We start from the raw sequence: 2,625 nt of genomic DNA, 5'->3' as shown, positions 1-2,625 counted from the left end.
TGCGGGTTTCGCAAAGTCCCGGACAAGGAATTCAGTAAGTCGCGGACACGGATTTCAGTAAGTTCGGGACAGGGATTTCAGTAAGTCGCGGACAAAACAGGCGGCGGAATTAGGTCGATTTTCGTGAGCGCCGATCTGGCATTTTGCCCTCGTATTCGAAGCGAGGACATCAATGCCGAGACGGAAGCGAGCGAGACATACGAGCGTGAAGGACATCCGATCGATACTGCGGCTGACGTTCGAGCAGGAACTCCCTGTGCGGGCCGTTTCGGAGCGTTTGAAGATCAGCAAGACGTCGGTATCGACGTATCTGCTGCGGGCACGGGAAGCCGGACTTGCGGTCTGGCCGCGGCCCCCTGGACTGGACGATGACGAGGTTCTGGAGCGACGGCTCTTTCGCCGGATGGGACGGCCGCCGCGTGACATCGATGAGCCGGACTGGCCGAAGATTGCCAGCGAGCTGAAGCGCAAGGGCGTGACGCTCAATCTGCTGTGGCAGGAATATCGTGAGAGCCATCTGGACGGCTATGGCTACACCTGGTTCTGCTGCCGTTTTGCCGAATACGAAAGCCGCGTCAAACCCAGCTATCGCAGCCGGCACGTTGCTGGCGTCGCCATGGAGTGCGACTATGCTGGCCACACGATCCCCGTCGTCGACCCGTCGACAGGAGAGATCCGCGCAGCGCAGATTTACGTCGCGGTGCTGAGCGCGTCTCAATTGACGTTCTCTTATGCGAGCTTCAGCCAGAAGCTGCCGGATTGGATCGAAGCGAACCAACGGGCCTTCAGTTACTTCGGCGGCGCGACGAAGAGGACGATCTGCGACAATCTCAAATCCGCGGTTGCCAAGGCTCTTTGGTTCGAGCCGACGTTAAATGCGACCTTCGCCGCCTTCGCCGAGCACTACGATACGACCATCCTGCCAGCGCGGCCAAAACGTCCTCGGGATAAGCCATCCGCCGAAGGTTCAGTTTTAATCGTCGAGAGGTGGGTGCTGGCCAGGCTTCGAAATGAACGCTTCTTCAGCCTTGCTGATCTCAATATCCGGATCAGCAGTTTGATCGAAGACCTCAACGGCCGGACCATGCGCCGTTATGGCAAATCCCGCCGTGCGTTGTTTGATGAGATCGAACGCACCCAGCTCAAGCCACTGCCGGCAACACCGTTTGAATATGCAGAATGGAAAGTCGCCAAGGTCCATCCCGACTATCATGTCGAAGTCGACAAGACCTTCTACTCCGTGCCGCACGGTCTGATCGGCAGGCGGGTCGATGTGAGACTGACCTACCGGGCGGTCGAGATCTTCTTTGACCATAAGCGGATCGCCAGCCACATCAGAAGCTCGCAGCGCTCGGGCCATATTACCGTCAATGAGCATATGCCGAAGTCCCACCAGCGCTATGCAAACACGACGCCTCACACGTTGCGCAAGGAAGCGGCAAAAGTCGGGAGCAATACGGCGATATTTATCGAGCGTCTGCTGAGTGACCGCCCGCATCCGGAACAAGGCTATCGATCCGCGCAGGGCGTCCTTTCCTTGGCGCGACGCTACAAATCCGATCGCCTGGAAATGGCGTGCGAGCGTGCCTTGACCATCAATGCAATGAGCTATTCGTCCGTCGCCAACATTCTCAAATCTGGTCTCGACCAAGCTGCGCCCGTGAGCGAGGCCGTCAAGCCGGCACCGCCGCACGGCAATATCCGCGGTAAAACCTACTATCAATGAGAAAGGAAAACACCCAGATGCTGACACATCCAACCCTTGATCAAATGCACACGCTCGGCCTTGCCGGAATGGTCGCGGCCTATCGCGAGCTTGCCGAGCAGGTCCATGGAAACGACCTCAGCTTTGACGAGCGGCTCGGCCTGATGCTCGACCGCGAGATCGCACTGAGAACAGACAAACGGCTGACCAATCGGTTGGCAACAGCAAAGCTGCGTTTTGCCAATGCCTCGATCGAAGACATCGATTTTAGCACTCACCGCGGCCTTGATCGCCGGAACGTCTTATCCTTGGCGCAGGGGGCATGGCTGAAGGCAAACGAGAACTTGATTCTGACAGGCCAAACGGGCACCGGAAAGACATGGATTGCCTGCGCCTTCGGACGACAGGCGGCCCGTCTGGACTATTCCGTGCTCTACGTTCGCATGCCACGGCTCTTCGAGGATCTCGCACTTGCAAGGCTCGACGGACGCTTCCCGCGCCTTATCGATAAACTCGCTCGCGTCCAGCTGCTGATCCTCGACGATTGGGGAACGCATACGCTGAGCGACAGGCAGCGCCTCGATCTGCTCGAAATCTTCGAGGAGCGATACCGGCGGAAATCGACGCTGATCACGGCTCAACTTCCTGTGGCCGCCTGGCATGAAATGATCGGAGAGGTCACTTTAGCCGATGCGATCCTGGACCGTATCGTTCACAATGCGCACCGCATAACGCTCGAAGGCGACAGCATGCGAAAGCGAAAACCATCGACGCTCTTGACCGGCAGCGAAATAACCGAAATCAATCACTCCTAACAGCAACAAGGCAACCGGAACTCGATCGCTTCCGTTGTCCGCGACTTAGCGAAACGATTGTCCGCGATTTACTGAAACGGCTGTCCCAATTTAGTGAAATCCGCA

Annotated in this window: 2 protein-coding genes; both read left to right on the top strand. The window is 57.6% G+C overall.

What is annotated here, in order from left to right; all coding sequences use genetic code 11:
- Window positions 1–172 precede the first annotated feature (172 nt).
- Window positions 173–1,726, top strand: coding sequence for an IS21 family transposase (gene istA / locus NKI01_RS30785; RefSeq protein WP_352965854.1), 1,554 nt, complete (start codon window positions 173–175; stop codon window positions 1,724–1,726).
- 17 nt (window positions 1,727–1,743) lie between these two features.
- Window positions 1,744–2,520, top strand: coding sequence for an IS21-like element helper ATPase IstB (gene istB / locus NKI01_RS30780; protein WP_031212798.1), 777 nt, complete (start codon window positions 1,744–1,746; stop codon window positions 2,518–2,520).
- The last annotated feature ends 105 nt before the right edge of the window (window positions 2,521–2,625 follow it).

The sequence above is a fragment of the Mesorhizobium sp. M0815 genome (assembly GCF_040319995.1).
Taxonomy (GTDB): Bacteria; Pseudomonadota; Alphaproteobacteria; order Rhizobiales; family Rhizobiaceae; genus Mesorhizobium.
This window is presented reverse-complemented; position numbering and strand designations above follow the sequence as displayed.